Source organism: Nonomuraea sp. NPDC049141 (genome assembly GCF_040648415.1).
Classification (GTDB): Bacteria; Actinomycetota; Actinomycetes; order Streptosporangiales; family Streptosporangiaceae; genus Nonomuraea.
Genome location: NZ_JBEZDR010000008.1, coordinates 172,568 through 194,820, shown reverse-complemented (window position 1 = coordinate 194,820; position 22,253 = coordinate 172,568). Strand labels below are relative to the sequence as shown.

At 70.5% G+C, this 22,253-nt stretch carries 21 protein-coding genes; 9 read left to right on the top strand and 12 right to left on the bottom strand.

Annotated features, from left to right (window positions below; translation table 11 throughout):
- Positions 1–14: 14 nt before the first annotated feature.
- Positions 15–617: a TetR/AcrR family transcriptional regulator gene (locus AB0B91_RS25275; RefSeq protein ID WP_358324108.1), complete on the bottom strand. Its 603-nt coding sequence runs from the start codon at positions 615–617 to the stop codon at positions 15–17.
- A gap of 79 nt (positions 618–696) precedes the next feature.
- Here AB0B91_RS25275 and add point away from each other — a divergent pair, with 79 nt between their 5' ends.
- On the top strand, positions 697–1,650 hold the full coding sequence (gene add, locus AB0B91_RS25270; RefSeq protein ID WP_358324105.1) for an adenosine deaminase: 954 nt from the start codon (positions 697–699) through the stop codon (positions 1,648–1,650).
- 65 nt (positions 1,651–1,715) lie between these two features.
- Here add and AB0B91_RS25265 read toward each other — a convergent pair whose 3' ends face one another.
- Positions 1,716–2,321, bottom strand: coding sequence for a PepSY domain-containing protein (locus tag AB0B91_RS25265; protein ID WP_358324102.1), 606 nt, complete (start codon positions 2,319–2,321; stop codon positions 1,716–1,718).
- Between the two features lie 252 nt (positions 2,322–2,573).
- Between AB0B91_RS25265 and AB0B91_RS25260 the strand changes: the two genes are divergently transcribed.
- Positions 2,574–2,906: a hypothetical protein gene (locus AB0B91_RS25260; RefSeq protein ID WP_358324099.1), complete on the top strand. Its 333-nt coding sequence runs from the start codon at positions 2,574–2,576 to the stop codon at positions 2,904–2,906.
- A gap of 176 nt (positions 2,907–3,082) precedes the next feature.
- Entirely contained in the window at positions 3,083–6,856 is a 3,774-nt protein-coding gene (locus AB0B91_RS25255; RefSeq protein ID WP_358324096.1) for a hypothetical protein, read from the top strand.
- Here the strand turns inward: AB0B91_RS25255 and AB0B91_RS25250 are convergent.
- The 4 genes from AB0B91_RS25250 to AB0B91_RS25235 all read right to left on the bottom strand — a co-directional run bounded on the left by AB0B91_RS25250 (position 6,835) and on the right by AB0B91_RS25235 (position 9,269).
- Complete coding sequence (locus AB0B91_RS25250; protein WP_358324094.1) at positions 6,835–7,047, bottom strand: hypothetical protein; 213 nt, start codon at positions 7,045–7,047, stop codon at positions 6,835–6,837. The two genes, AB0B91_RS25255 and AB0B91_RS25250, sit on opposite strands and share 22 nt — an antisense overlap.
- A gap of 143 nt (positions 7,048–7,190) precedes the next feature.
- On the bottom strand, positions 7,191–7,538 hold the full coding sequence (locus AB0B91_RS25245; RefSeq protein WP_358324091.1) for a metalloregulator ArsR/SmtB family transcription factor: 348 nt from the start codon (positions 7,536–7,538) through the stop codon (positions 7,191–7,193).
- The gene (locus tag AB0B91_RS25240; RefSeq protein ID WP_358324088.1) at positions 7,535–8,455 is read right to left on the bottom strand and encodes a 2-dehydropantoate 2-reductase N-terminal domain-containing protein; all 921 of its coding nucleotides are present in this window, start codon (positions 8,453–8,455) and stop codon (positions 7,535–7,537) included. Before AB0B91_RS25240 ends, AB0B91_RS25245 begins: the two co-directional genes overlap by 4 nt.
- 229 nt (positions 8,456–8,684) lie before the next feature.
- Positions 8,685–9,269: an RDD family protein gene (locus AB0B91_RS25235; protein WP_358324087.1), complete on the bottom strand. Its 585-nt coding sequence runs from the start codon at positions 9,267–9,269 to the stop codon at positions 8,685–8,687.
- 932 nt (positions 9,270–10,201) lie between these two features.
- On the opposite strand from AB0B91_RS25235, the gene AB0B91_RS25230 reads away from it, so the two are divergent.
- Entirely contained in the window at positions 10,202–13,171 is a 2,970-nt protein-coding gene (locus tag AB0B91_RS25230; RefSeq protein WP_358324084.1) for an AAA family ATPase, read from the top strand.
- 136 nt (positions 13,172–13,307) lie between these two features.
- Here AB0B91_RS25230 and AB0B91_RS25225 read toward each other — a convergent pair whose 3' ends face one another.
- From AB0B91_RS25225 to AB0B91_RS25200, 6 genes are all read right to left on the bottom strand, one after another.
- On the bottom strand, positions 13,308–14,129 hold the full coding sequence (locus AB0B91_RS25225; protein ID WP_358324081.1) for a hypothetical protein: 822 nt from the start codon (positions 14,127–14,129) through the stop codon (positions 13,308–13,310).
- A gap of 55 nt (positions 14,130–14,184) precedes the next feature.
- Positions 14,185–14,352 carry a hypothetical protein gene (locus AB0B91_RS25220; RefSeq protein WP_358324078.1) on the bottom strand — a complete coding sequence of 56 codons (168 nt, stop codon included), beginning with the start codon at positions 14,350–14,352 and terminating at the stop codon, positions 14,185–14,187.
- 115 nt (positions 14,353–14,467) lie between these two features.
- On the bottom strand, positions 14,468–14,950 hold the full coding sequence (locus AB0B91_RS25215; RefSeq protein ID WP_358324075.1) for a Clp protease N-terminal domain-containing protein: 483 nt from the start codon (positions 14,948–14,950) through the stop codon (positions 14,468–14,470).
- Positions 14,951–14,952: 2 nt separating this feature from the next.
- Positions 14,953–15,183 carry a hypothetical protein gene (locus AB0B91_RS25210; protein ID WP_358024478.1) on the bottom strand — a complete coding sequence of 77 codons (231 nt, stop codon included), beginning with the start codon at positions 15,181–15,183 and terminating at the stop codon, positions 14,953–14,955.
- 39 nt (positions 15,184–15,222) lie between these two features.
- Positions 15,223–16,350: a winged helix DNA-binding domain-containing protein gene (locus tag AB0B91_RS25205; RefSeq protein ID WP_358324072.1), complete on the bottom strand. Its 1,128-nt coding sequence runs from the start codon at positions 16,348–16,350 to the stop codon at positions 15,223–15,225.
- A 42-nt stretch (positions 16,351–16,392) separates the two neighbouring features.
- Positions 16,393–17,040, bottom strand: a complete 648-nt coding sequence (locus AB0B91_RS25200; RefSeq protein WP_358324070.1) for a TetR/AcrR family transcriptional regulator — start codon at positions 17,038–17,040, stop codon at positions 16,393–16,395.
- A 72-nt stretch (positions 17,041–17,112) separates the two neighbouring features.
- Between AB0B91_RS25200 and AB0B91_RS25195 the strand changes: the two genes are divergently transcribed.
- The 5 genes from AB0B91_RS25195 (at position 17,113) to AB0B91_RS25175 (ending at position 22,229) form a co-directional block, all read left to right on the top strand.
- Positions 17,113–18,597: an FAD-dependent monooxygenase gene (locus tag AB0B91_RS25195; protein ID WP_358324067.1), complete on the top strand. Its 1,485-nt coding sequence runs from the start codon at positions 17,113–17,115 to the stop codon at positions 18,595–18,597.
- Between the two features lie 111 nt (positions 18,598–18,708).
- On the top strand, positions 18,709–19,623 hold the full coding sequence (locus AB0B91_RS25190) for a LysR family transcriptional regulator (RefSeq protein ID WP_358324065.1): 915 nt from the start codon (positions 18,709–18,711) through the stop codon (positions 19,621–19,623).
- Positions 19,624–19,706: 83 nt separating this feature from the next.
- A complete protein-coding gene (locus tag AB0B91_RS25185; RefSeq protein ID WP_358324062.1) occupies positions 19,707–20,876 on the top strand; it encodes an alpha/beta fold hydrolase in 1,170 nt (389 codons plus the stop codon).
- 32 nt (positions 20,877–20,908) lie between these two features.
- Positions 20,909–21,493 carry a helix-turn-helix domain-containing protein gene (locus AB0B91_RS25180; RefSeq protein WP_358324059.1) on the top strand — a complete coding sequence of 195 codons (585 nt, stop codon included), beginning with the start codon at positions 20,909–20,911 and terminating at the stop codon, positions 21,491–21,493.
- A 1-nt stretch (position 21,494) separates the two neighbouring features.
- Entirely contained in the window at positions 21,495–22,229 is a 735-nt protein-coding gene (locus AB0B91_RS25175; RefSeq protein WP_358324056.1) for an SRPBCC domain-containing protein, read from the top strand.
- Positions 22,230–22,253: the final 24 nt, after the last annotated feature.

Below are 22,253 nucleotides of genomic sequence, written 5' to 3'. Positions count from 1 at the left end.
GCCCTCCGAGCTTGTCAAGCGGCCGGTCGGCGCAGGCCCTCCAGACAGACCTGGATGATCGGCTCGGCCAGCTCCGTCGCGGGCAGGCCGGGATCCACCAGGCACTGCAGTAGACAGCCCTCGAGGGCGCCCACGATGACGGTCGCGTGGTGCTCGCTCACGCCCGCGCGCAGCGCGCCTTCCTTGTCGGCCTGGCGCAGGAGCTCGGAGACCGCTGCCCGCATGTCGCCGTAGACGGCCGCCATGTCCACCGGCGACTTCTCCGCCTCCCGGGACGCCGCCCACAGGTCGACCATGATCCGGGCCGGTTCGCGCCGCGCGGCCAGTACGTCGAGCACGGCGTGCACCAGCCCGGCCAGCCGTTCCAGCGCCGGGCCGGAGCCGTTGACCGCCCGGTCGTAAATGTCGGCCGATATGGCTCTGTAGGCTTCGAACGCGGCTTCCAGCAGCGCGTCCCTGCTGTCGTAGTAGAGATAGACGCTGCCCTTGGCGATGCCCACCTCGGCGGCGATGTCGTCGATACGGGTGGCGGCGAACCCCTTGCGGGCGAACAGCTTCACCGCCGCGGTGAGGATCTCTTTGCGTCGCGCGGCCTTGTCGACCTTCCGGGGGGACATGTGATCATTATGACTGACCAGTCAGTCAATGGCAAAACCGGGATGCGGGCCGTACGGGCCGCTGGCTAGGCTGCTGACAGTGAGAGATGTACGGCTGCTGCCCAAAGCCCACCTGCACGTTCACCTGGAGAGCACGGTCCGGCCCGAGACCTCGCGCGAGTTCGGCGGCCCCGGAGGCCGGGGCGGGCCGTTCGCCACGTTCCGCGAGTTCGCCGACCATCGGGCGCTGACGCGCGAGCGGCTGCGCACGGCCGAGCACTTCCGGCGGGTGGCGCTGGAGTTCTGCGAGGACGAGGCTGCTCAGGGCACCCGCTACGCGGAGGTGTCGTTCACCGCGGCCTCGCACGGCGAGCGGCTCGGCGCGCCGGAGATGCCGCTGGAGGCGGTGCTCGACGGGCTGGCCGAGGGGTCGCGCCGCTACGGGATCGAGTGCCGGGTGCTGCTCGACCACTCGCGGCGGCGTTCCGTCGAACGGTTCTGGCGGACGCTGAAGCTCGCCACCCGTTACGAGGCGGTCATCGGCATCGGGCTGGCGGGTGACGAGAGCCACCCGGTGGCGCCGTTCGTGGAGGTGCTCGACGCGGCCAGGGACGCCGGGGTGCGTCTGGTGCACCATGCGGGGGAGTTCGGCGGGCCGGAGAGTATCCGGGAGGTGCTCGTGGCCGGGCACGCCGAGCGGATCGGGCACGGCGTCCGCGTTCTGGAGGACGACGCGCTGGTCGCCGAGCTGGGTGAGCGCGGGGTTCCGCTGGAGGTCTGCCCGACGTCGAACGTCCTGCTCGGTGTCGTGCCCAGCCTGGCCGAGCATCCGCTGCGGCGGCTGCGCGAGGCGGGGCTGGTGGTCACGCTCAACACCGACGGCGAGACCGACCTCGCGGAGGAGTACGCGCGGGCGCGGGAGGTCTTCGGGTACGACGACGCGGAGCTGGCCGGGTTCGCCCGGGCCTCGATCGACGCGTCGTTCGCCGCGGAGGAGCTCAAGGCGCGGTTGCGGGCAGGGGTGGACGCCTGGTTGGCGGACACGGATCGCTAACTTGTTTCACGAAATGTGGCGGTGCGCTGACCGTCGGGGGTGCGGTCAGCGCTCGCGGTCCCCGATCAGTCCCCTTCTCTGTCCTTGGTGACCGTGCCGTCGATCGCGTCAACGGTCATGTTCTGCTTCTTCCCGTCGGAAGTGACCACGTCCACCTCCCAGACGATCTTGTCCTGGTGGCTGTCCAGGTTCAGTTCGGTGATGCGGCCGCCCGGCACGGCCGTGGCGATCTTGCCAGCGGCCTGCTGGTAGTCGAGCTTGGCGGCCTTGATCCGGTCGAGGTACTCGGTCTTGTCGGCGGAGTCGTCATCCTCCGCCGACGGGCCGCTGACGACCTTCGCGGTGCCGGCCCCGATGTCCATCTGGTGTTCGGTGCCTTTGGCGTCGACCACCCGCACCTCCCAGAGGCCGCCGTTCTCCTCGGCCTCCATCGAGACGAGCGTCGAACCGGGCACGGCCTTCAACGCGGCCTGCGCCACCTCCTCCAGCTTCTTCACCCCCGAGTGCTTCTGCGAGCCGGCCTCCGCGTCGTACGGGGACGCGGTGGCGGCGACGTACGGCGTGGGAGTATCGGCGCCCTGCTCGGACATCTGACGGGCGTCGGCCCCGCAGGCGGCCGCCGCGAGCAGCGCCGCACCCGCCAGACCGCCCCCGATGATCTTTTTGTTCATGTGGCGACACTTATCATTTCCGCAGGTCGAACGGTGCGAACGACATGAGCGACACCTGCCAGGACACAGAACGGCAGAAGCGGGATTCGGGAAACAGCGCCTAAACCCGCATTAACGCGGACGCATGTCAAAGGAATGCGTTTCACCTCCCGAAGAGTTGTTTGTCCAGCACGCCGTACGCGTGCTGGACAACTGCGGGACGGCTAGACCAGGGGATACGGCTTACCGAGTCACCCGACGAAGGGAATCGACATGGAACGACAGTCCCGCAGGAAGCTCGTGGGCGGTCTGGGCCTTGTGTCGGCAGTCATGTTCGCAACGGCTGTCATCGCCTCCGTACCCGGCTTGTCGTACGCTTCGACCGCGAGCACCTCGTCGAGCAGCAAGACCTCCACGATCCTCGCCCCAAACCGATGCCACCTCAGGACAGAGGCCAATCCGAACAGCGTGTGGGTGCCCCCGAACTACGAAAGCTGCTACGACTGCCTTTCAAGAGCGTCCTACCTGCACTCGCAAACCGGCATCGACTACTACTGCACCTACAACCCAAGCAACGGCAAGACCGACCTGCATTACGACCTGTAAGGCCGGACCGGCATTACCGGGCGTAAGTCGCGTTGGAGCCGCCCGTCTTCCTTCGGGGGCCGGGACGGGCGGTTTATCGCGTAATCAACTCCCGATGGCTATAGTCGATTCCGGTTGTCAAGCGGCGATCTTCGCAGTTCGACAACCGGCGATCGTACGGCCATGGGGGCGGGTTCATGGGACGACCGGAACGGCCGCTCGACCCTGACGCGGGCCCGTTACAGCGGTTCGCGCATGAGCTGAGACAGTTACGCGCCGGGGCCCCTCGGCTCAGCTACCGTGAATTGTCCAGGCGCGCGCACTACTCGGTGACCGCACTGTCCGAGGCGGCAGGTGGGGGGATCTTTCCCACGCTGGCGGTCACCTTGGCCTATGTCGAGGCCTGCGGCGGCGACACCGAGACCTGGGAGAAACTCTGGCGAGAGGTCGCCGCGGAGCTGGCCGCCGCCGACGCCGGCGCGGAGGCCCAGATGGACCAGAACGCGCCCTACCTCGGCCTGGTCACCTTCGATCCTGACGACGCGGACCGGTTCTTCGGCCGGCGCGAGCTGGTGAACGAACTCTCCGCGCGATTACGCGACACATCCCTGCTCGCGGTGTTCGGCGCCTCAGGAAGCGGCAAGTCCTCCCTGCTTCGAGCCGGCCTGCTTCCGGCGTTGAGGAACAGCGCCGCCTCGGAAGGCCGGGACCGGCCGACGCTCCTTCTCACGCCAGGCGCGCACCCCTTGGACGAACTCGCGGTGGGCCTGGCCAACCTCAGCGGAATCTCCGCCCCCTCCCTGTACGCCGACCTGGTGGCCACCCCTTCGAACGTCCGGCTGGCGATCGGTCAGATCCTGGCGGGCAGGCCGAAGAGCGCGCGCATCGTGATCGTCGTCGACCAGTTCGAGGAGGTCTTCAGCCTCTGCGACGACCAGAGGGAGAGATCCCTCTTCCTGGACTCGCTGATCGCCGCGGCGGAGGAGACCAACGATCGAGCCCGCGTCGTACTGGGAATCCGCGCGGACTTCTACGCCCGGTGCGCCGAACACCCACCGCTGGTGGCCATGCTGCGCGATCGGCACCTGCTGATCGGTCCTATGGAGGACGACGACCTCCGACAAGTGATCATCGGCCCGGCGCTCCGGGCAGAGCTCAAGGTCGATCGGGCGCTCGTCGAGACCATCCTCAGCGACGCGAGAGGTGAGCCCGGCGCGCTGCCACTGATCTCCCACGCCCTGCTGGAGACGTGGAAGCGCCGCAAAGGCGGCACGTTGACGCTCGCGGGGTACCGGGAAGCAGGAGGTATCCAGAGCGCCATCGCGCAGACCGCCGAGCAGATCTACGACGGGCTCGACGCAGGTGAGCGAGGTCTGGCCAGGAACGCGTTCCTCCGCCTGACGGCGCTGGGGCAGGGAACCGAGGACACGCGCAGGCGCGTCCCGCCGGCGGAGCTGCTGGCGGGGCCGGACGGGGCGGCGATGGAGGCCGTACTGTCCCGGCTGACGGCGGCGCGGCTGCTCACCGTCGACGAGGACAGCGTCCAGGTGGCTCACGAGGCGGTGATCCGTTCCTGGCCGAGGCTGCGGGGCTGGCTCGCCGAAGACCGGGAACTCGTCCGGCTCCAGCGGCGGCTCACCGACGCCGCCACCGAGTGGGAGCAGCACGGGCGCGAGGATGAGCTGCTGTACCGGGGAACGCGACTGGCGGCCTGGGAGGACCGCGCGCTCGACCGGCTCAACGACCTGGAACACGCGTTCCTGGCGGCCGGCCGGGCACGCGCGCGCCGGGAGCGGGCGGCGGCGGGCCGTCGTGTGCGCGCGGCTCTGATCAGCCTGGTGGTGGTGGCGACCGTGGTCGGAGTGCTGGCCGTGATGGCGCTGGTGAACGCGGACCGGGCGGAGGAGGAGCGAGATCTCGCGTACTCTCGCCAGTTGGCGGCGGACGCGCGTGGCCAGCTCCAGCTGGACCCGCAGCTCGGGCTGCTGCTCGCCCGGCGGGCATACGCGGTCAGCCCGACGGAGGAGGCCACGGCCGTACTCCGGCAGGCCACCGTCGACTCGCGGATCCGGCTCATCGTTCCCATCGCCGCGGGCAAGGTCTGCGGCGTCGCATTCAGCCCGGACGGGCGGCAGCTGGCCGCCGGCAGCGGGGACGGCACCGTACGGGTCTGGCGGGTGTCCGCGCAAGGGCTGCCCACCGGCGATCCGGTGGTGCTGCACGGCCATGCCGGTGAGGCGTGGAACCCCGTGTTCAGCCCGGACGGACGCTACCTGGCGACCGGCGGCATCGACGGAACGGTCAGCGTGTCCGACTGGGCCGGCGGCGGCGATCCGCTGGTGCTGCGCGGCCACCGTGGTCCGGTGTGGGGTGTCTCGTTCAACCCCGACGGGCTACGTCTGGCAAGTGCCGGGGACGACGGCACGGTGCGGATCTGGAAAGCACCGGATGGCGGCAGGTGGACCGGCGGTTCGTCCGCGGGAGGCGGTGCTCCCAAGGTGCTGCGTGGCCACGATGGGCGGGCTCTGCAGGTCGTGTTCAGCCCGGACGGGCGGAGACTTGCCAGCAGCGGCGGCGACGGCACCGTCCGGATCTGGGACCCGGCCGGTAAGGCGAAAACGGTCGTGCTGCGCGGCCACGAGAATTCTGTCGAAGGACTGCAGTACAGCTCGGACGGGCGGAACCTGGTCAGCGGCAGTACGGATGGCACCGTGCGGGTGTGGGACGTGACCGGACAGAACGCACCAGCAGTGCTGCGCGGGCACGACGGCACGGTGGAGGGTGCGGCGGTCAGTCGCGACAGCCGGAGGATCGCCAGCGTGGGCAACGACGGCACGGTCCGGATCTGGAACATGGCCAGCAACATCGACCCGCTCGTTCTGCGCGGCCATCGTGGTACGACGTGGAGCGCGTCGTTCAGCCCGGACGGGCGTACGCTGGCGAGCGCGAGCGATGACGGGACGATGCGGCTGTGGGACGTGGCCTACACCGGCGACGCGAGGATCCTGCGAGGTCATACCGGGGGGACCGTGTACGACGCCGCGTTCGGCCCGGACGGGCGACGCGTCGCCAGTGCCGGTATCGACGGCACGATCCGCGTCCAGAACATCGACGGCAGCGGTGACGCGCTGGTGCTGCGTGGCCACAAGGCGGACGTCCTCGGGGTCGCCTTCAGCCCGGACGGGCGGCGGCTGGCGAGCACAGGTGCTGACAGCACGGTACGGATCTGGCACGCCGACGGGAGCGGCCACGCTGTCGTGCTGCGCGGCCACAGCGGACATGTGTGGAACGCCGCCTTCAGCCCGGACGGCACGCGGGTGGTCAGCGGAGGTGACGACGGCACTGTACGGGTCTGGCACACTGACGGGACCGGAGCGCCGGTTGTCATGGACAGCCCTCAGAGCCAGGTCCGGTATGTCGGGTTCAGCCCCGACGGGCGGCGAGTGGCGAGCGCGGGCGTGGACGGCACGATCCTGATCCAGAACGCCGACGGGACCGGTCAACCCGTCATGCTGCACGGCCACCAAGGCCTGGTGTGGTGCCTCGCCTTCAGCCCGGACGGGCGGCGGCTGGTCAGCGGGGGCAACGACGGCACGATCCGCATCTGGAACACCGACGGGACCGGAGACCCGATCGTCCTGCGCGGCCATCAGGGCGTGGTGTGGAGCGTCGGCTTCAGCCCGGACGGGCAGCAGGTCATCAGCAGTGGCAATGACCACACCGTGCGGATCTGGATGCCGGCCGAGGGGGGCGAGCCCGTGGTCTTCAGCGGCTCCGGCACTACGGTCAATTCCGTGAAGTTCAGCCCGGACGGGTGGCGGCTGCTCTCGACCTACGACGACGCCACGGTACGGATCTGGCGCTGCGAGGTATGCGGCTCCATGCACCAGGTCCAGGCACTCGCCGCCAAGCGCACCATCCGCGAACTGACCCCCGAAGAACGCAAGATCTACCTCGAACCATCCCCTTGACCTTCACTCCGCTGGGCGGCGATCTGGTCACCGACGTACAGCAGAGCATGGATGACCGCGGGGATCTGGTCGGCGATGAGCTCGACCATCGCGTTGGGGGTATCGCTTCTGCCGTCATAGATACGGCGCGCGGCGGCGAGCGTGTCGAGCGCTTCCTGCTTGTGATCCACGGGTCCGGCGCTGTCGCTCATGATCACTGCTCTCTGTCGCAGGAGAGTTGTCATGATCAGCCTATCAAGACGATCTATGGACATAACCTGCATGATGGCCACCTCTTAATGATCATGCATGCCACACGTCGGGCGATCAGAGCGACCCCGGCGCAGGAGCAAGGTCAAGCCGGAGGGTCGGAGGCCGTAGCACAGGCGATGATCGTGGAGGTCAGATCACGCAGCGGGGTCAGCAGGCGTGGATAGTCCGCCGCGTTGAGCGCGTACAGGCGTTGTGCGCCGTTGCGGCGTACGGTGAGCAGCCCCGCGTCACGCAGGATCTTCAGATGGTGCGACACGGCGGGCTGGGACAGGCCCAGATGGTCGGCGATGTCGCCGACGCTGCGCGAAGCGCCGGATTCGAGCAGGAACACGATGATCTCCTGTCTGCGTTCGTCGCCCAGCGCGGTGAACAGCGGCCGGGTCGTGGCGAACAGGGCCAGGACGTCCTGCGCGGCGACATGGCCGGTCATGCCGCCACCTCGGCACGCAGCTCCGTGAGGTGGGTGACGGGCAGGCCACGGGCCGCCCCTTCGGCGATCCAGCCGTCCAGCATCAGGCGCGTCTGCGCGCTCACCTTCGTGAAGTGCGCCTCAATATAGAGCGGCAGGTCGAAGGGTACGAGCAGCGGCAGCGCGCGTAGGGCCAAGGACGCGGCACAGGCCGGGATCGCGAGCGGGGCCCGCCTTCCGTGCGATGCCGCGGCGATCGCGACGGCCTCCCGGCTCGCGCGTGCCGCGAGCGTGTACCGGGTGGCCGCGATCGACCAGCCCGCGTTCTCCAGCGCGGCGATGTAAGGCATCATCCGGGCGGCGGTGAGGTCACTCGCCCCCGCCCGCCGGGTGCGTCTGGCGCGCGCGCCGCCCGCCCGGAGCGCGGCGATCACCTGCCGGGCGCGCGGTTCCGACCCGAAGACGCCGAGCGCTGCCCCGGGCGGCGCCCAGTAGGCGATGCCGGGCTCGCCCGTCTGCCCGGGCAACGGCGCCTGGTAGGCGAGAAGGGTCGGCACCACCTGGACGAGCTGCTCCGCCGGCCAGGTCCGGGTGAGGACCGCGTGGTCCTGCGGCGCTTGGCTGATGGTGACCACGGTCGCGCCGCCGGTCGCGGCGCGCAGGTCTCCCGTCCAGGCGCCGGGCAGCGCGGTGGAGTCCACGCACAACCACACCATGTCCCACTCTCCGGCCACCGGCTCGGTGACCACCTGATGCGGCGTCAGTCGCTGCTCGACGGGCCGTCCTGGCCGGCGCAGCTTGTACAGCAGCGCACCGTCCCCGTCCGCCCAGTGCTCCTTGCCGGGCCTGACCAGGTAGCTGACCTGGGCGCCGCCGGCCGCCAGCCACATCCCGAAGACCTGCCCCAGTGCTCCCGCACCCACCACCAGCACCTTCACCTGAACTCCATCCTTGAGAATATTTAAATATTTCGATGGATAGAGTATCTCGAGATACGGCCATAAGCACACAGGAGAAGGGGTGTACGGGAGAGTGCCGCGACACGGCGCGTGCCAGGGAGAGGCTTCGCCGTTGAACAGGCGCAGGTCGCGACGCGCCTGTGGGCGTTGCCCGCCACAGGCGCGTCGTGCGACATCATCGGGAGGATTCGCTCCCGGGTCTTGCCGGCTACTTCACCTTGACGACGACGGTGCCGGCCAGCTTGTCGTGCAGGCACTGGTGCAGCGGCTTGTCCCAGAACTGCCAGAGCACGTTCACGAGGTAGGCGAGGTAGGCGACGAATCCGATGACGGGGATGAAGCTGAGCGCCAGCGGCCCCCAGAGCACACCCGCGCGGGTCATGACGGCGTTGGAGGACAGCGGTTCGGCGGCGTGGTTCGAGGGTGCCGACACCACACGGAGGCCCATCACCTTCTTCCCGACCGTCTGCCCGCCGCTGCGGAGCATGAAGAACTCGTAAGCGAAATAGATCGCCGCGCCCAGGACCGCGTTCAGCAGAGCGGCCAGGAAGACGCCGCTGCCGTCGCCGCTGACGAGAATGGGCGTCAGAATCATGCTGAGAATGGCGGTGACGATTCCCAGAATGACCCCGTCGATGACGCGGGCGACCAGGCGCTGCCACCACTCTGCGAGCGGGAGGGCGCCCGGGGGCTGGGCGGATCCCTGCGGCGCTCCGTAGGGAGACGATCCGGCCGGCGTCGAGTGATGGCCCGGGCCGTCCTGGTGATAGGGCGACGTGCCGCTGTTGGTCATGTCATTTCACCTCGGGATGAATGTGTGGTAAGTGGGCGGCCGCAGCTGCCTGCGACGATCGAACACAGCCGACAACGGAGGGAGTCGTTTTTCGCCGCCTCCGAATGGGGGTGCATCCTCGCCGCTCAGGAATCTGTGGACTCCGGCCGGCGAGTGCCCCGGGACTCACGGGCGCAGGTACGGCCTCCGTCGAGCGGGCACGCTGGGGCGGCGCCACTCACGGCCACCGCGTGCACACGCTTTCCCGCCCAGGCTTCGGGCGCCTACTGTTCCACGGGACCGAGTCCGCATGCATCAGCAAAACTACCTAGTGCGGATACGTAGGTGTCACGCGTGGGCCGGCCGTACGGGCTGCCGTCCGACTCGTGCGGCCGACCTGCCGAAGTCGTTCGGATATCGGCCTGCGCGGCTATGTCGCAAGGTGCCGAAGTGGCGCCCTGCTGCCATGGCAATGAGCGACGAAATCAGCGTTGATATTGGGGAACTCTGCGAAAGCGGTGACGGCTCGACCGGTGCTTCACTTTGCAGTGTCGTTCATTTTCATTGACAACGCGTGATAAGTGACATCATGACAGCATCGTGAGCCGAGCGTGCGGCACATCGTGCTCGATACAGGGGGCCGACGACGGCGTGACCAGCCGATAGGCATGCCGGGTGGGGTGCGTGGCTGCTGGGGAAGTTCTGCCCATCTGGTGCCTTCCCGCAGTGATCAGGCTTCCCAGAGGATCGCCTGCCGCCGGGTGCCTGCGGGAGGAAGGATACGGTTGGGTCTATCCGGAAATGTCGCTGACCCAATCTATGCTTGGGCTCGAATCGAGTCGGCGTATGTATTCCGGTTCCGGGAGCTGACCGCCGGCATGGGTTGACGCAGTCGAGGCCGGGCTTGACTCCCCGGTTGTGGGTCTCGACGGACGCGGCCGGGAGGGGCATACGTGTTCGCAGGGCCATCGCACGAGCAACTGGTGGGACGAGACTCGGAGATCGCGCGGCTCGAGGACGTGGTGAGGGCTCTGACCGCGGGCCGCGGCACGGTGGTCGAGATCGCCGGGGACCCCGGGATAGGCAAGACGAGCCTGCTGGGCGTTCTGGAGGCGCTGGCCGGTCGGGCGGGGATTCGGGTGTTACGCGCTCATGCCGTACGCGGTGCGCGGGTCCACCGGCAGGCACCCGGCCGCCGCGTGCCGTACCAAGTGTTCCGCGACGCTTGGGGCGACCGGCCGAGCATGGAAGCCGTGGTCGAAGATCGGGCTTCCGGGGCCGCGGGCGCTCCCATGCATCCCCGCTTCCGGGTGGGCCGTGCTGTCCGTGCTCTGCTCGCGGACTGGGCAGCGGATCATGGCGGCGTGCTGATCTTGGACGATCTTCAGTGGTGCGACGAGGATTCGGCGGACCTGGCCGCCCAACTGGTCCGCACCCCTGTGCCAGGCCCACTCGTCCTCGCCGTGGCGCACCGGCCCCGGCAGACCCGGCCGCTGCTGCTGGAGGCGCTGGACCATGGTGCGCAGACCAGGACGGTGGTCCGTCTCGAACCCGGACCGCTGGTTCCCGACGCGGTGGCCTCCGTGCTGGAACGGCTGCACAAAGCCGGCGACGCTCCCGCTGCGCCGACTTCGGATCAGGGCTCCGTCGGCGTGCGCTCGTACCAGCACCTCGAGGCTCGCAGGTACGCCGAGCACCTGCACGAGGCCTGCGGCGGCAACCCCCGTAACCTGCGCATCCTCGCGGCCGCCGGGTGGCATCCCGACAGCTGGCCGGATCGCGCGGGGGCCGACCGGGACGCGCTGCTCCGCGAGTCGGCGACGCTGATCGCCGAACTGGATGAGCTCACTCCCGACGCGTCCATGACGCTCGGCGCGGCCGCCGTGCTCGGCGACCCGTTCCGCCCTGAGGATGCCGCCGCGGTCTCCGGGCTCGGCCTGGACCGGACCCTCGACGTGCTCGCTGAGCTCACCCGCGGTGACCTGGTGCGTCCGCTCGCTTCTGGCGGGCGGTTCGCCTTCCGTCACGGCGTGCTCGGGCACGTCGTCCGGCAACGCGCCGTCCCTTCGTTCCTCCTGCCCGCCCACCGCAGAGCGCTCGGCCTGCTTTCCGCGAGAGGGGCGTCGGCCGCCGCCCGAGCCAGGCACGCGGAGCATCTGACGGGCACTGACGGCGTGCCTGCCCTCCAGGTGCTCGCCGAGGGCGCGGCCGAGGTCGTCGGCGAGACCCCGGCCACCGCGGCTCGCTGGCTGCGCCTGGTATTGGATTCCTCCCCGCGTGGCGACCGGCTGACTCCGCACCGCGCCACCCTGATGCTCTCGTGCTGCCAGGCCCTCACCGCCGCCGGCCGGTTGGAAGAGGCCCGCGCCCTTGCCCACGAGGTGCTGCGTGACCAGTCGCATCTGCCCGCTGACGTCCGCCGGTCGGCGCACGCGGCCTGCTCCGACGCCGAGCGCCTGCTGGGCCGGTACGAGGAGGCGGAGGCCATGGCCCACGCGGCGCTCGAAGGGCTGTCGCGGCCGCTGCCCGATCCGCTTCCCGCCGGCATCGCCGAGCTGACGTTCAAGTACGGGCTGGTGCACCTGCTGCGTAACACCTACCGTCAGGCGCGCTCGCTGGTCCGCGAGGTCGCCGGCGCGGCGGCGGAAAGCGGGGACCTCACACAGCTGGGCGTGCGGGTGCTCGCCGCGTTCGGTGACACCTACCTCGCCGAGATGGACACCGCGATCCCCGAAGTCGCGGCGTGCGCCAGGCTCGTCGACGGATTACCCGACGCGGCGGCCATGCGCATTCCAGAGGTGCTCGCCATGGTGGGCTGTGCGGAGATGTACCTGCAACGCTTCGGGGATGCCTACCGGCACCTGCGCAGGGGGCTGAGAGTCACGAGCGGCGGTGCGCAACGGCACATCGCGACGCACCACCTTCTCGGGCTGGCGGTCCTGGACCAGTGGACGGGCCGGCTGGACCGAGCGGTGGAGTGGGCGCTGGAGGCCGAACGGGTGGCCCGCGCCATAGGCGCTGACGATGCCGCGGGGTTCGCGATGACGACGCGTGCCACGTCGCTGATGTGGGCGCGCAGCCGCCGGGACACCGCTGAGATCGTCGCGCTCGCTGAGGAGGGCTACCGCACCACGTCCCCAGGCCAGGGCTGGTGGGGAGGTGCGGCGGCGGGGCAGCTCGCCCAGATCCGGCTGATGAGCGGGGACGCGCGGGGCTGCGTCCGGATCCTGCTGGATGAAGGAGGGGGCGCGGGGTTGCCGCTGGCCCAGCCGCAGTCCCGCGCTGAGCTGCTGGCACTGCTCTCCACGGCGGCGCTGCGGTGTGGAGACCGCGACACCGCCGACCGTTCCGCCGACGACGCGGAGACGGCGGCGGCCCAGCTGGGCCTGTCGGTCCAGCGGGCGAGCGCGTGGCGGGCCAGAGCCGTGCTTCACCAGACCGATGGCGAACACGACGCGGCGGTGAGGCTGTTCGAGGATGCGGCGGACGGTTTCCGGCAGGCCGGCATGCCGGTGCGGCACGCCTGGACGCTGGTGTCGGGAGCCCCCTCAGCCGCGGTGGCCATGGGCCAGGAAGTGGCGCTGAGCTGGCTGAACTCCGCCGTGTCCGGGTCCAGGAGTTGCGGGGCGGTCAGGGTGCGCGAGGAGGCGCTACGCGTGCGGGGCGAGATGGCGGCCGCCGTGCCCGGCCCAGGAGTGGTCGTCGCCCGGTCACGCCTGCTGGGCCTGCTCACCGAACGGGAACGGGAGATCGCGGAGCTCGCGGCCGAGGGGAAGCGTTCTCGTGAGATCGCGGACCAGCTCTACCTGAGCACCAGGACGGTGGAGGCTCATCTCGCGAGGATCTACCGCAAGCTGGAGGTCTCCTCTCGAGCCGCTCTCGGGGCCGTCCTCCTGCGCATGTCCGACGTCACGGACAGGTGACCTCGCCCGCGGCTCATCGCAGCCGGGAGGCTCCAGTCGTACGCATGCGTGGGTGTATTTCGTGATCCATCACCTTGGTTACGGGCGGGCGCCGCGCGCAGCTGGATCGCGCGGGCCGTGCCGTGAGCCAGACGGGTTACGGATTGCCGATCCACGGCTCCGGGGCCAACGGCCCTGGCAGGTCATCGAAGTCGACGGCTTCGTGCGCCGGTGGCGCCACGATCTTCACCTTCGTGCCCCAGCCGGTGTAGCGGGTGTCCACGAGGGAGTGCACGGTGCGCCTGACCAGCTTGTGGTCCTCGTTGGGGATGAGGGTGTCCTTCTCGCGATGCTCAGTGATGAGGCGGACTGGCAACTGGTCCCGGTTGACGAAGAGCCGGAAAGAGACCTTGTCCACCTCGTAGACGCCGGATTCGCCGTACAGATCCTTGGCGGTCAGGGTGCCCCGGTATTCACCCGGTTTCGCGATGGTGGCCTTGGCCAGCGCGTTCTTGAGTACGGCCGGGTTGAAGACGTCGACGAGCTGATCGCCCCGCTGGCCCATGCTGCCCCACGAGCTGTTGTCCTTGCCGAAACGGATCCACTTGGCCCCGGCCGGCATCTCCCCCCATCCGAAGCCGGACACGTACGTGAAGCGGCCCACCTTGATCGCTCGGGTGGAAGCCGTGTTCACCGGCAAGGTCATGTCGGGCTGGGGCTTCCACCTCGTGGTGAGGTCGTGGTTCGCCGTCCCGGACTTGACGAAGCCGATCGTGCCGGTGGTTCTGGCCACGGCGGCGCCTTTGGTTCCGCTGATGGTGCTCCTGGTCGTCTCGGAGACCAGTACGCCACGCCCGGCCACGAACTGCTTCTTCATGCTCTTGACCGGGTCGGGGGCGGTGGCGGCCTGGGCGTGGCCGCCTCCGGTGGATAAGACGGCGGTTGCTGCCAAGGCGGTGGCGACTGCGAGACGCTTCACGAGATCCTCCCGTTGAAAACCGATGGTTGCGACAGGGAATCCTGCCGTCGAGGCGTCACGGGATGATCACGTCCACGCTGTCAAGGGCGCGCAGATGGATCGCGAGGAGCGTCAGCCACCCCCAGCCGACGGCGAAGCGCAGGGCGACGACGAAGCACGCGGCGCCCAGGTCGAACGTCGTCCAGCGGCGTGCAGAGCCGGCGCTGGCCAAGCGAGAAAACAAGCATCAGCAGGCCGGTGATGACGAAGTTGGCGATCTGCGTCCACCCGGACGGGCCCAGAGTCAGTGAACTGACCGGATGCCGAAGTGGATCGTAGCTGTGTCCTCGGGGCGCGCATCACTTGTCGTCGTCCGGGAGCGTGTCCAGGACGCGTACCATCAGCTCGGCCTGGTCGACGCCGGCCAGGCCCAGCGCGCGCGGTACGGTGCCGACCTGAGCCCGCACGATCCCCAGCAGCAGGTGCGCCGGCCGCAGGTCCTTCTTGCGGGAGACGGACGCGAAGCCCCGTTCGAGCGCGAGCTTGGCCGAGGCGCCCATCTGAGTGGGCCGTTCGGCGGCACTGCTCGGCCGCGGCAGGTCGAAGGCGGCGAGAGACACCCCCGCCGCGGCCAGGCTGTGCTCGAACTCCTTGTCCAGCGCGTCGCGGATCGCTTGGTGATCGAGCCCGACCGAGGCCAGGGTCTGATGGGTGCCGGTCTCCCGCTCGGCGGCGATCGCCAGCAGGAGATGGTGCGCCTCGACGCTCGCCGAGCCGTCCTGCTGGGCTTCGAGTCCGGCCTGGTCGATAATCGTGTTGATGTAGTGGTCGATGGCGGCCATCGTCAGCGTCTCCTCAGCGTGACGCCGGCGGCGATGAGCCGCTTGGCGTGCTTCTTGTGAACGGCTTGGCGCGTCACGCCGAGCGCCTCGGCGACCTGCGGCCAGCTCCAGCCAGCGCGCATCGCCTGCTCGACGGCGTCGTCCTCCAGTTGATCGGCCAGGCGCCGCAACGCCGCCACGGCCGCCAGTCGATCGGCGGGTTCTTGGGAAACGGGGATCTCAGCAGCGGGCACGCTAGCAACCTTAGTTGACTAATCCCGCGTGGGTCAACGTCAGGCGTGGCCGCCCACGGTGATCGGGCCGAGTGTCAGCCGCGGCTCGCCCTCCAGGATCTGTCCGGCCAGCGCCACCTGCTCGTCCAGTTCGCGTAGCTGGGCGGAGGTGAGCTCGCGCAGCGTCTCCACCGTGACGGCCAGCCGGCGGCCGGACCGCCGCTGGTGCCAGACCCCCGCCACCTGCCCGTCCACGAGCAGCACCGGGAAGTTGCCCGCCTGGCCGCCGTTCAGCGCCCGCGCGGCGGCCGCGCCCGGGTACAGCAGTTCGCGCGGCCGACCGGCCACGACATAGGCATCGAAGTACGGCAGCAGGTGTACGCCCCTCGGCGGCTCGTCCGGCACCTCGGTGTCACCGGCCGCCACCCAGGCCGGGACGCCCTCGAACAGCACCTGCTCCGGCTCAGCCGCCGCGAAGGCCGCCGCCGCCCACGTGACCGGCGCGCCGATCCACTTGGCGAACTGCTCGGACGTGGCGGGACCGTACGCCCGCAGATAGGCGTCCACCAGCTCGGCGCACCCCTCAGCCGGGCGGAAACCCTCCGGTGGGGCGGTATAGGTGACCTTGCGCCCCCTCGCCGGGCCGAACACGAACGCGCCCCGGTGCGCCGCCGTCGCCATGGCCTGCCGCCAGCGTGGCCACATCGTCTGGAAGGCCGGCATGACGAGGTCTCCCGCCCACGGTCCCGTGGCGGCGACGACCGCGTCGCTCAGCTCGTCGATCGTCAGGGCGGCTCCGGTCAGCACCTCGCGGATCGCCTCCACGACCTGGTCGGTCTGGGCGGGTGTCAGGCGGATGCCCTGGGCGTGAACGGCGTACGAGGACGGCAGCGACGACAGGGCGCCGATCCACATCGGCAGGTCGCGGGCGGGCAACAGGTGGACGGTGCCGCGCGGGCCGTGCGTCTTGACCAGGCTGCGCTCGCCCCACAGCGCCTCCCGGACACCGGTACGGGTGACGCCGTCGAGGCGGAGGCCGACCGACAGCTCGGCCGCCGACATCACCTGGGCATGGGCGCCGCACATGGCGGCGACGACGTCCGCCGGGGTGGCGTCCTTGGCGGGGGCGGTCAGGCCCTGCCGCTCCAAACGCCTGGCGCTGACCTGGGACCACGACATTTCCATCATGAGACTCACCGTAGGCGGCAATGCGGAAGGATTCGTTCCGCGTTAGACGTGGTGGGCGCGGACGATGAGATCGGCGGCCTCGGCGGCGATGGCGTGCCGCCGTTCCGGCGACAAGGGCAGCATGCCGTACGCAGTGTCGACGCGCGCCTCGGTGATCACCAGCTGCGAGAACTGGCGGGCCGCCCTGACCGGATCTGGCACCCGCAGCCTGCCGTCACCGTCGCACTCGCGCAGGTAGTCCGCCACGCCGCCGTCCAGTGACGACGAGCTCGCCCGCCAGGTGCGCTGGAGCTCCGGATGGTGGCCCACCTCCGCGATGGTCAGCCGGTGCAGCGCCGCCACCCGCGGCGACAGCGCGATGTTCAACGTCCGCTCACCGAGTGCCGTCAGGTCCTCGCGCGGATCGCCGGTGAAAACGACGGCCGCTCCCGCGGTTCCCCCGCGACCCGCCGGACCGCCCTTCGCCGACGCCTCCCGACCGCCCGCCGACCTGGCCTCCTGGATCGCGGCGAGGAAGAGCTGCTCCTTGTCGCCGAAATGGCCGTAGACGGTCTGTTTGCCGACTCCCGCCTGCGCGGCGATCGTGTCGACGCTCGCGCGGGCGTAGCCCAGGTCGGTGAAGACCTGGATGGCGGCGTCGAGGATGGCCCGGCGCTTGGCCGGTGAGCGTCGCGGGCCGTGGTCGGCCATGGTCTGTACCCACTCTCTCCGAATAGGGACTAGTCTACGAGACTAGACCGTCTAGTCTAGTTTGGAGGGCGTATGAACGCCGATGTCGTGGTGGTCGGGGCCGGACCGGTGGGTTTGCTGCTCGCCGCCGAATTACGGCTGGCCGGGGCCACGCCGCTGGTCCTGGACCGGCTCGCCCAGCCGACGAGCGAGCAGAAGGCGCGCGGGATCGGACCGCTGGCCGCGGAGGCGCTGCGCCGCCGCGGGCTGGGGGAGGCCCTGGCGAAGTTCCACGAACAGGGGCTCGCCGACAAAGCACGCGACCACGGGAGCGAGAAGGGGCACTTCGCCCAGATCCACAAGATCGACCCCGACCTCCAGGAGGAACCCGAGCGGACCGGAGCGCTGATCTGGCAGCCGGACCTGGAACGGATCCTCGCCGAGCACCTGGCCTCGCTCGACGTCCCGATCCGGCGCGAACACGAGGTGACGGCCCTGACCCAGGACGACTCCCGCGCCACCGTGACCGTACGAACCCCGGCGGGGGAGCGGCACATCTCCGCCGCGTACGTGGCCGGCTGCGACGGCGGCCGATCGACGGTGCGGAAGCTGGCCGGGTTCGACTTCCCAGGCACCGCTCCCACGAGCGTCGTCCGGCGGCTGAGGGGCGACATCTCCGGGATGGAGCGGCTGCCCGAGCCCGGCTGGCTGCCGACGGGGATGCTGATGTGCGCTCCCGGCATGGTGGCGACGGTCGAGTTCGACGACTTCCCCGAGGACCGCGCCGCGCCGCTGACCGGGGAGGAGATGCGGGACAGCCTGTACAGGATGACGGGCGTCGAGGTCGAGGTGGCGGCGGTCCACGACACGCTGCGCTTCACCGACGTCGCCCGCCAGGCGGCCGTCTACCGGCTCGGCCGGGTCCTGCTCGCGGGCGACGCCGCCCACGTCCACTCTCCCAACGGCGGCCAGGGACTGAACCTGGGGCTGATGGACGCCGTCAACCTGGGCTGGAAGCTCGCGGCCACGGTCGCCGGGCGCGCGCCGGAGGGCCTGCTCGACACCTACACCGCCGAACGCCACCCCGTGGGCGCCGCCGTCCTGCACAACACCCGCGCCCAGTCGGCGCTGCTGCGACCCGGCGCGCACGCGGCGGCCATGCGCGACATCGTGTCGGACCTGCTCGACCTGCCGGAGGTCAACCGCTACTTCGGGCGGCTGCTGAACGGGCTCGGCACCCGCTACGACCTCCCCTACCCCGCCACGCATCCCCTGGCCGGCCGCCCCTGCCCCGACCTGCGGCTCACGCTGTCTTCCGGCGTGACACGGACCCTCGCGGACCTCGCCGCGTCCGGCCGGCCGCTGCTCGTCCACGCCCCCTCACAGCCCGAGGCGGCGGAGGCGGCGGCGGCCTGGCAGGGCTCGCTGGACGTCGCCGAGGCGACCGTCGAGGACCGCGACGGCCTGTCGGCCGCCTTCATCCGCCCCGACGGCACGGTCGCCTGGGCATCCGCCCCAGGCCCGGCCGACACCACCACCCTGACGGCGGCTCTCCACACGTGGCTGTCACCCGCGTGACGCCTTAAGGACACGGTCCCCGAGGCGCCCCGGCCGCGCGGGTGGCGTCTTGGGATCGGCCGTCTGTACGGCCTCCCGCACGGGCCGCGGGCGCGCTGGGACAATCGGGCGATGATCAGCTCTCGTCAGCTCGAATATTTCCAGGCCGTGGCCCGGGAGCTCCATTTCACCCGGGCCGCGGAGGCGTTGCGCATCGCCCAGCCGGCGCTGTCGCAGCAGATACGCAAGCTCGAACGCCAACTCGGCCTGACCCTGTTCGAACGGAACCGGCACCGCGTAGAGCTCACCCCGGCCGGCCGCGCGCTGCTGGAGCACGCCGACCGCGTCCTGTCGGACCTGGCGGCGGTGGAGGAGGAGATGCTCGGCTGGGCCGAAGGGACCCGCGGCCGGATCCGGCTGGGCACCGCCCGAGGGCTGGCCACCCAGGTCGCGCGGGTACTTGCGGCCTTCTCCGCCGCCTACCCGGCGGTCACGGTGGAGCTGAAGGAGCAGACCACCCAGGACATGCTCGACGACCTGGACGCGGGCCGCCTCGACGCCGCGACCCTGGCCACCCGGCCCGGCTCCGGTGACACGCGGCTGGCCTGGCACCCACTCGGCGCCGAGCCGCTGGTGCTCATCACCGGCCCCGCCACGCCCTTCGCCCGGCGGGACCGCCTGCCGGTGGCGGAGCTGGACGGGGCCGACCTGGTGCTTTACCCGCCTGGGTCGACGGTGCGCGAGATCGTCCTGTCCGCGCTGGTGGCGGCGGGTGCCAAGGCGCGGGTCAGGTTCGAGACCCGCGACTACCGCACGGCCCGCGCGCTGGCGAGTGTCGGGCTCGCCGCCGCCGTGCTGCCGCGTTCGGTGGCCGAGGAGCCCGGGATGCCGGTGGCCATCGTCCGGCTCGACCCCGAACCGTCCTGGACGCCGTCACTGGCCTGGTCCGCGGCCCGAGGTCCGGCCGCGGCGCTGGCGGCGTTCATCGCCTTCGTGGCCGAGCACCCCGAGCTCGCCGCGCTTGGTGGTGATATATCCGATGTATAACCATAAGGCAGATCATGTCTTGGACATATAGCCGCAGCTCCCGCAGGCTTTGATCACAAGAAGCGCTGAGAAGGAGTGTCGGCATGAACGGTCGCAGGGAGTTCCAAGGATTGATGGGGTCCGACCCCGAGGAGACGCTGGGGGAGGTGCGGCTGAGGTCGCCGCACATGTACGACGCCCTGGTCGAGGGGGCGTTCGGCGGTACGCTCGCCCGCCCCGAGCTGGGCCGCGCCGCCCGTGAGACGGCGACCGTCGCGATCCTGGCCGCCATCGGCGGGGCGGAGGCGCAGCTCGCCACTCACGCCCGCGCCGCCCTGCACAACGGCATCGCGCCCGACGAACTGCGCGCCCTGGCCCAGCATGTGTCCCTGTACGCGGGCTTCCCCCGGGCGCTGAACGCCCTCACCGTCATCGACGAGGTCCTGGCCGAAGCCGCGGTGCCGCGCCCGGCCGCGCTGCGCGAGGTGCGGCCGGCCGATCACCGGACGGTGGTCGCCCAGCGTGGCGAGAGCGGACCGCCCGTGGTGCTGCTCCACGGGCTCGGCCTGGACTGGCGGATGTGGGAGCCGGTCATGACCCGGCTGTCGGCGGGACGCCGTGTGTACGCCTACGACATCAGGGGTCACGGGGCGGCGGCCGGGTCGCCGTCACCGTTCACGATGGCGGACACGGTCCGGGACCTCATCGGCGTGCTCGACGCACTCGGGCTCGAAAGCGCGCACGTCGTCGGCCTGTCCTACGGCGGCGGGATCGCGCAGGCCGCCGCGATCGCCCACCCGGAGCGGTTCGCCTCGCTGTCGCTGCTGGCCACCACCGACTTCCCGTTCGGCGCGTTCGAGGACAGGGCGCGGTCGGCCGAGGCCGACGGCATGCGGGCCCAGATCGTGCCGTCGCTCACCCGGTGGTTCACCCCCGCAGCGCTCGCCACCGACGGATGGGGAGTCCGGTACGCCCGGGAGCGCGTGCTGCGCGGCGACCCGGTCGACTGGGCCGCCGCGTGGCGCTCCTTCAAGGGGCTGGACGTGCAGGGCGGGCTCGCGGGGTTCGAGGCGCCCGTCCTGGTGCTCGCGGGGGAGCTCGACGCCTCCACGACGCCGGAGATCATGACCGCGCTCGCCGGGCGCATCCCGGGCGCCGTCTACCAGGAACTGCCCGGCACCCCGCACATGCAGACCCTGGAGCGTCCCGAGCTGGTCGCCGACGCCCTGGACACTTTCCTGCCGCTCGCGGACCGAGCAGCTCACCTTTCTTGACAGTAACTTTTTTCGGTGCGATCGTTTTATCCATGTACGAAGTCGCGGTGATCGAAGACCCGGCGGCGGCCGAGGCGTCGCTCGACCCGATGCGGTCGAAGCTGCTGGCCGAGCTGGTCGAGCCCGGCTCGGCCACGTCGCTGGCGGCCAGGGTCGGCCTGGCCCGGCAGAAGGTCAACTACCATCTGCGCACGCTGGAGCGGCACGGGCTGGTCGAGCTCGTGGAGGAGCGCAAGAAGGGCAACGTCACCGAGCGGGTGATGCAGGCCACGGCCGCGTCCTTCGTGATCTCCCCGATCGCGCTGGCCGCGGTGCAGCCCGACCCGGGCAGGTCGCCCGACCGGCTGTCGGCCCGCTGGCTGCTCGCCGTCGCCGCCCAGCTCGTCCGCGACGTCGGGGCGCTGATCACCGGCGCCACCGAGGCCCGCAAGCGGGTGGCGACGTTCGCGATCGACGGCGAGGTGCGGTTCGCCTCGGCGGCCGACCGCGCGGCCTTCGCCGAGGAGCTGACCGACGCCGTGACCGCGCTGGTGAGCAAGTACCACGACGAGACGGCGGAGGGGGGTCGCGACCACCGGCTGGTCGTCGCGGTGCACCCTTCGCTGAAGGAGCGCTGAGGTGGGACAGTCCTTCGAGCTTCCCCAGGAGGCCACGGTCGGGGCGAGTCCCGAGGAGGTGTGGGCGGCCATCGCGACCGGCCCGGGCATCGACTCGTGGTTCATGGGCCGCAACGAGGTGGCCGACGGCGTGGTACGCACCGTCTTCGGCCAGTACACCCCCGAATCCACCGTGACCGCCTCAGAGCCTCCCGCCCGGTTCGCGCACGCCAGCCCGACGGCCGAGGACGGCCGGTTCGTCGCCTACGAGTTCCTCGTCGAGGGCCGCGACCAGGGCAGCACCACGCTGCGCATGGTGACCAGCGGCTTCCTGCCCGGTGACGACTGGGAGACCGAGTTCGAGGCCATGTCCCTGGGCCTGGCGATGTTCTTCGCCACGCTGGTCGCCTACCTGACGCACTTCAGCGGCCGGACCGCGACGCCCGTCACGGAGTTCGGGCCGCACGTCGCCGACTGGCCGCGCGCCTGGGCGGTCCTTCACCGCGAGCTCGGCCTCCCGGACCACCCCAAGCCTGGCGATCCCGTACGGTTCACGCCCGCCGGGCTCGCCCCGATCGACGGCGTCGTCTACTTCGCCAACGCCCAGACGCTGGGCGTGCGGACCCCGGACGCGATCTACCGCTTCCTGCAGGGCATCGGCGGCTCGATGGTCGCCGCGCACCACCTCTACACCGGCACCGACGACCAGGGACCGGCCTGGCACGCCTGGCTCGACCGCGTCTTCGCGGCTGGGTGATCGGCCGGGACGGCCGGCAGGGGT

Coding starts and splice junctions, on each gene's coding strand:
- AB0B91_RS25275 (WP_358324108.1), bottom strand. CDS start 617: ATGTCCCCCCGGAAGGTCGACAAGGCCGCGCGACGCAAAGAGATCCTC.
- AB0B91_RS25265 (WP_358324102.1), bottom strand. CDS start 2,321: ATGAACAAAAAGATCATCGGGGGCGGTCTGGCGGGTGCGGCGCTGCTC.
- AB0B91_RS25260 (WP_358324099.1), top strand. CDS start 2,574: ATGGAACGACAGTCCCGCAGGAAGCTCGTGGGCGGTCTGGGCCTTGTG.
- AB0B91_RS25255 (WP_358324096.1), top strand. CDS start 3,083: ATGGGACGACCGGAACGGCCGCTCGACCCTGACGCGGGCCCGTTACAG.
- AB0B91_RS25250 (WP_358324094.1), bottom strand. CDS start 7,047: ATGAGCGACAGCGCCGGACCCGTGGATCACAAGCAGGAAGCGCTCGAC.
- AB0B91_RS25245 (WP_358324091.1), bottom strand. CDS start 7,538: ATGACCGGCCATGTCGCCGCGCAGGACGTCCTGGCCCTGTTCGCCACG.
- AB0B91_RS25235 (WP_358324087.1), bottom strand. CDS start 9,269: ATGACCAACAGCGGCACGTCGCCCTATCACCAGGACGGCCCGGGCCAT.
- AB0B91_RS25215 (WP_358324075.1), bottom strand. CDS start 14,950: ATGGCCGCCATCGACCACTACATCAACACGATTATCGACCAGGCCGGA.
- AB0B91_RS25205 (WP_358324072.1), bottom strand. CDS start 16,350: ATGATGGAAATGTCGTGGTCCCAGGTCAGCGCCAGGCGTTTGGAGCGG.
- AB0B91_RS25200 (WP_358324070.1), bottom strand. CDS start 17,040: ATGGCCGACCACGGCCCGCGACGCTCACCGGCCAAGCGCCGGGCCATC.
- AB0B91_RS25195 (WP_358324067.1), top strand. CDS start 17,113: ATGAACGCCGATGTCGTGGTGGTCGGGGCCGGACCGGTGGGTTTGCTG.
- AB0B91_RS25190 (WP_358324065.1), top strand. CDS start 18,709: ATGATCAGCTCTCGTCAGCTCGAATATTTCCAGGCCGTGGCCCGGGAG.
- AB0B91_RS25185 (WP_358324062.1), top strand. CDS start 19,707: ATGAACGGTCGCAGGGAGTTCCAAGGATTGATGGGGTCCGACCCCGAG.
- AB0B91_RS25180 (WP_358324059.1), top strand. CDS start 20,909: ATGTACGAAGTCGCGGTGATCGAAGACCCGGCGGCGGCCGAGGCGTCG.